The organism is Rhodococcus sp. HM1 (assembly GCF_023218075.1).
Classification (GTDB): Bacteria; Actinomycetota; Actinomycetes; order Mycobacteriales; family Mycobacteriaceae; genus Rhodococcus.
On sequence record NZ_JALPTB010000141.1, the window covers coordinates 1 to 5333 of the forward strand.

The 5333-nt window shown below is 69.3% G+C and carries 8 protein-coding genes; 3 read left to right on the top strand and 5 right to left on the bottom strand.

Features of this window, described 5'->3' with window-relative positions; all coding sequences use genetic code 11:
* From M1M07_RS31845 to rimP, 4 genes are all read right to left on the bottom strand, one after another.
* On the bottom strand, positions 1-199 hold a 199-nt coding region (locus tag M1M07_RS31845; protein ID WP_248676716.1), incomplete at its 3' end, for a translation initiation factor IF-2 N-terminal domain-containing protein.
* 160 nt (positions 200-359) lie between these two features.
* Positions 360-692, bottom strand: coding sequence for a YlxR family protein (locus M1M07_RS31850; protein WP_197255432.1), 333 nt, complete (start codon positions 690-692; stop codon positions 360-362).
* Positions 693-736: 44 nt separating this feature from the next.
* Positions 737-1762 (bottom strand): transcription termination factor NusA, encoded by a 1026-nt coding sequence (gene nusA / locus M1M07_RS31855; protein ID WP_197255434.1) that lies wholly within the window; start codon positions 1760-1762, stop codon positions 737-739.
* Positions 1759-2361, bottom strand: a complete 603-nt coding sequence (gene rimP, locus M1M07_RS31860; RefSeq protein ID WP_197255436.1) for a ribosome maturation factor RimP — start codon at positions 2359-2361, stop codon at positions 1759-1761. Before rimP ends, nusA begins: the two co-directional genes overlap by 4 nt.
* Positions 2362-2537: 176 nt before the next feature.
* Here rimP and M1M07_RS31865 point away from each other — a divergent pair, with 176 nt between their 5' ends.
* From M1M07_RS31865 to M1M07_RS31875, 3 genes are all read left to right on the top strand, one after another.
* Positions 2538-3005, top strand: a complete 468-nt coding sequence (locus M1M07_RS31865) for a hypothetical protein (RefSeq protein ID WP_248676718.1) — start codon at positions 2538-2540, stop codon at positions 3003-3005.
* Positions 3002-3448 carry a ferritin-like domain-containing protein gene (locus tag M1M07_RS31870; protein WP_197255440.1) on the top strand — a complete coding sequence of 149 codons (447 nt, stop codon included), beginning with the start codon at positions 3002-3004 and terminating at the stop codon, positions 3446-3448. Before M1M07_RS31865 ends, M1M07_RS31870 begins: the two co-directional genes overlap by 4 nt.
* Positions 3449-3572: 124 nt before the next feature.
* Entirely contained in the window at positions 3573-4397 is an 825-nt protein-coding gene (locus M1M07_RS31875; RefSeq protein WP_248676719.1) for an SDR family NAD(P)-dependent oxidoreductase, read from the top strand.
* Positions 4398-4489: 92 nt separating this feature from the next.
* Here M1M07_RS31875 and M1M07_RS31880 read toward each other — a convergent pair whose 3' ends face one another.
* Positions 4490-5155 carry an O-methyltransferase gene (locus M1M07_RS31880; protein ID WP_197255443.1) on the bottom strand — a complete coding sequence of 222 codons (666 nt, stop codon included), beginning with the start codon at positions 5153-5155 and terminating at the stop codon, positions 4490-4492.
* Positions 5156-5333: the final 178 nt, after the last annotated feature.

Genomic DNA, 5333 nt, shown 5'->3' on the forward strand with positions numbered 1-5333 from the left:
GACCGGGGGTCGGGGCAGCCGACGAGCCTTCGCCCGTGGTCTTGCCGAACGATTCACGCAGACGACGTGCGACGGGGGCTTCGACCGTCGACGACGCGGACTTCACGAACTCGCCGAGCTCCTTGAGCCTTTCGAGTACGACCTTGCTTGTGACATCGAGTTCTTTCGCCAACTCGTGCACGCGGGGCTTGCCTGCCACTGCTCTCCTCACTGATGAGGTCGAGCGGCTGGTTGCCCGCACGACCTCGGGTTATCTCCGATGGACGTTCATCGCTGGTGCTTCACGGTGTGCTCATGAGTGTTCGTGCCTGTTCTTCTCAGAGTTCGATGTCACTGCGTTGGTGTCCCTGCTGTCGATCTCACAACGGTGCCACGCCGAGTGATATTCCGTCGCCGGACCCGACCAGCTGATCGAGCGCCGACGTGTCCGGATTTCCGGGCACCCTCAGCGCTCTGCCGAATGCTCGACGCCGCTCCGCCTGACCCAGACACTCCGAAACGGGATGCAACCACGCGCCCCGCCCGGGAAGTCTGCGCCCGGGATCAGGGACCAGAACGAAGCGTTTCGGCTCCACTTCTCGTGCCACGACCCTCAGCAGATCGGCAGTCAGCGATCGCTGCCGACACCCGAGACAGGTACGCACCGGACCGGTGCGCTCGCCGCGTGACGAAGACAGCTCATGCTGAACCATCGACCACTCTACCGCCGATTCGTCCGGAAGCCCGCATTCCACCTCTACCTGCCTGTCGAAGCGGCACCCGAGTGACCATCATCACCCGCTGCGGCGTCGCTGCGGATGTCGATCCGCCATCCGGTCAGACGCGCGGCCAGGCGGGCGTTCTGCCCTTCCTTGCCGATCGCGAGGGACAACTGGAAGTCGGGGACGACGACACGCGCGGCCCGCGCGTCCGGGTCGACGACCGTGACCGAAACCACCTTCGACGGCGACAGCGCGTTGCCGACGAACCGCGCCGGATCCTCGTCGTAGTCGATGATGTCGATCTTCTCCTCGCCGAGTTCGCGCATCACGTTGCGCACGCGCTGACCCATCGGGCCGATGCACGCACCCTTCGCGTTCAGCCCGGGTACCCGAGAGTGCACCGCGATCTTCGAGCGGTGCCCCGCCTCGCGGGCGACCGCGACGATCTCGACGGATCCGTCCGCGATCTCCGGGACCTCGAGCGCGAACAGCCGACGGACGAGGTTCGGATGGGTCCGCGACAGGGTGATCTGCGGTCCACGCTGGCCGCGCGCCACGCCCACGACGTAGCACTTGATGCGATCGCCGTGCTCGTACGTTTCGCCCGGCACCTGCTCGGCCGGCGGGATCAGGCCCTCGGCGCCGTTGTCGCCGCCGATCCGCACGACCACCATGCCGCGCGCGTTCGCGCGGGTGTCGCGCTGGACGACACCGCCGACGATCTCGCCCTCGTGGGTGACGAACTCGCCGAAACGCTGCTCGTGCTCGGCGTCACGGATGCGCTGCATGATGACCTGCCGCGCGGTCGTGGCGGCGATCCGGCCGAAGTCCGCCGGAGTGTCGTCCCATTCGGAGACGAGGTTGCCGTCGGCGTCGAACTCCTCGGCCATCACGCGCACGATGCCGGTCTTGCGGTCCAGATCGATCCGGGCATGCGGCTGGTGACCGTCCACGTGCCGGTAGGCGGTGAGCAGAGCGGTCGAAATCGTCTCGATCAGCGCCTCGAACGGGATGTTCTTCTCGGATTCGAGCGCCTTCAGCGCCGTGATGTCGATATTCACTTGTCCACCTTCGTCTCGTTCACTTCGTCTTCGTCACTACCGTCTTCGTCCGCCCCGACCGCGTTCTCGTCGAGTTCCCCCGCGCGCACCCGACCGTCGGGCAGGCCACCGGCGAGCTCGAGCTCCCGGGCGTTGGGAGGGTTGAACTCCACCTCGACCGTCGCCGACCGCACCTGTGCCAGCGGGATCGCGCGGACGGCCGGGCCGTTGCGGTCCGGGACCACGATGCGGATCTCGTCGCCGACGAGTTCGCCGATACGGCCGACGAGCGTCTCGGTCCCCAGATCCAGCCGGGCCTTCCGGCCCTGCGCGCGCCGCCAGTGCCGGTCCTGCGTCAGCGGGCGGCCGATACCGGGACTGGTCACCTCGAGCATGTACGGCGACTCACCGAAATCCGACACCGCGTCGAACGCCTCCGACACGAGATGACTCAGGCGCGCCGCCTCGTCGAGGCCGAGACCTGCGTCGCTGTCGACCATGAGCCGGACCGTGCTGTGCTTGCCCGCCGCCGTGACGACGACGTCCTCGAGGTCGTAACCCTCACGCTCGATCAGATCCGAGACGAGCTCGACAATCCTCTCCGGTGGCGGCACAGGCATGGCGGCAAGCTCCTCGTTCAGTTGTGGTCGCAGCGGTAGGCGGCCGGTGCGGGGATCGATCCGGCAGGTATCAAGGGTATCGCGCATTTCGGGGTGCCGTGACCAGGCCGGCGTCCGGATCGGTTCGCCGGGACTGGCACCATGGTCCGGTGCCGACGTCACCACACCTGCCACCCGTGTCCCGACGAACACTGCTGCGATGGTCCGGTGCCGCGCTCGGCACCGCGGGCGTGTTCACCGTCACGGGATGCGGAGCCCCCTCCGACGAGGACGGCGAGCCCGATCCGCTGATCGCCCAGGCCCAGCGCGCACGCACCGACGCCGCTCTCGCCGGCGCCCTCGTCGCCGTGGCACCCGAGCGGGCCGATGCGCTCGCGACGATCGGCACCGAACGCACGACGCACGCCGACGCACTCGACGCGGAGGTCGCACGACTGGTGGGGGCCACATCGACGTCCCCGGCCACCTCGACGACCGTGACGCTGCCCGCCGAGACTCCGACCGTGGAACTGCTGCGCGAACGGCTGACCCGTTCCCAGCGCGACGCCGCGGATCTGGCCCGTACCCTGCGCGGTTACCGCGCGGGCCTGCTCGCGTCCGTCAGTGCCGCCTGCGCGACCGAGACGGCGGTGCTGCTGCCGTGAGTTCCCCCCAGCTCGGAGCCGAGCAGCAGGCCCTCGTCGACGCCGTGAACGCCGAACACGCCGCCGTGTTCGGGTACGGCCTCGTCGCGGCGTTCTCCAATCCGGCCCGCGGCGGTGAGGTGGCGGAGGACACCGCCGCACATCGGGCGCGCCGCGACGCCACGATCGACGCGCTCACCGCCGCGAGCGTCACTCCCCCGGTCGCCGCGCCCGGCTACACCGTCCCGTTCCCGGTGACCGACCCGATCAGTGCCGCGCAGCTCGCCGTGCAGATCGAGACGGACGTCGCGGTCGCGTGGCGGTCCGTCGTCGAACGGGCGACCTCCGAGTCCACCCGCGGATTCGCGATCGACGCGCTGACCGAAACGGCCCTGCGCGGCGCGCGGTGGCGGGCGAACCTGGGTGTCGCTCCCCCGACCGTCGCCCTGCCCGGTCAGCCCTGATCGTCCCGTCGTTCGGAATTCGCCGCCGAAGAACAGAAACGTGTTCTACCGTCGTGAGCGTGCCGACGACACGACCGGAACAGACCGTTCATCCGACCACCGATCGACGCCGCGAGGCCGGGGCGTGACCCGCGTCGCGCTGGTCACCGGCGCGTCCCGCGGGGTCGGTAAGGGCATCGCCCTGGCCCTGGGAAGTGCCGGGTGGACCGTCTACGTGACCGGACGGGGACCCGCCACCGGCGACGCTCCCCTGGCCGGGACTGCAGCGGAGATCACCGCCCGCGGCGGTCGCGGGCACGCGCTGACGTGCGACCACTGCGACGACGCGGCGATCGAGAAGGTGTTCGCGCAGGTCGCCGACGACCAGGAGGGCCGGCTCGACCTGCTGGTCAACAACGTGTGGGCCGGTCCACGCGGATTCGGCGGGTTCGACACCCCGTTCTGGAAACGACCGCTCGACGACTGGGACAGCCTGATCGGGCTCGGATTGCGCGCGCACTACGTCGCATCGGTCGCCGCGGCCCGCATGATGGTGCCGCGACGCACCGGCCTGATCGTCAACATCTCGTCGTTCGGCACCCGCAGCCGCCTGCATTCGGTGCTGTACGGGATCTCCAAGGCCGGCCTCGACAAGATGGCCTTCGACATGGCCGACGAACTGCGCGAACACGATGTGCACGCGGTGTCGCTGTGGCCGGGCATCGTGCGCACCGAGAAGATCGTCGCGAGCGGCCTCACCGACATCGCGGGGTTCCCGGTCGCGGACGCCGAGTCGCCCGAGTTCGTCGGCTCCGTCGTCGCGGCGCTGACCGACGACCCCGAACTCGCCGAGCGCAGCGGGCACACCTTCGTCACCGCCGAACTCGCCCGCGACTACGACCTGACCGACCTCGACGGCCGCCGGCCGCCGTCGCACCGCAGCGTGTTCGGGGGCGGCCCGCTGTTCTGATCGGCCCGCCTTCTCCCGAGCGAGCGGTACATCCGGTCGGTCTGAGGAGACGGGCGGTACATTCGCTCGGATCAGGGGCCGGCGGGGCGGCGTCAGCCGGTCACGAGCGCCAGCGCGAAACCGTCCCACCCCTTGCTGCCGACCGTCTGCAGGGCGGTCCCGTCGAGCCGCGGTTCGGCGGCGATGAGTTCGAGCACCTCACGGCTCGCCCGCACGCGCTCGTCGTCGAGTTCGGCGTTCGTGATCGATCCGCCGCGCACCACGTTGTCGACGACGATGACGGTGCCCGGGCGCGACAGTTCCAGAGCCGCACGCACGTAGCGCGGGTTGTTCTCCTTGTCGGCGTCGATGAACACCAGGTCGAACGGGGCCTCGGACCCGAGGTCCGGCAGTGAATCCAGCGCGGCACCGACCCGGATGTCGACGATGTCACCGACCCCGGCGCGGTCCAGATTCCCCCGCGCCACCTCGGCGTGGTGCGGTTCGTATTCGAGAGTGACAACGCGGCCTGCCTCGCCGACTGCGCGCGCGAACCAGATGGTGCTGTACCCACCGAGCGTGCCGATCTCGAGGATCTTCCGTGCGCCGATCGCCCTGGCGAGCAGGTGCAGGAACTTGCCCTGCGGCGCCGACACGTCGATCGGCGGCAGTCCCTGGTCGGCGTTCGTGGCGAGGGCCCTGTCGAGCGCGTCGTCCGGGCCGATGAGGGTATCGGTGAGATATGCGTCGGTCGTCTGCCACGTCGGATCGTCGGTCATGACCCGAGTCTGCCCTGCCCGCCGAGCGAACGGTACGTTCCGCTCCTTCAGCGGGCTGTTGCAGAATCGCGGGTCGGTCTCGCCGTGACGCGGCGGGGCCGACCTGCGGCTTTGTGTAGAATCTGTTGGTGGCCAAAGGATATCGACCCGTCGATCGCGACCAACAGTTCCTGATCCC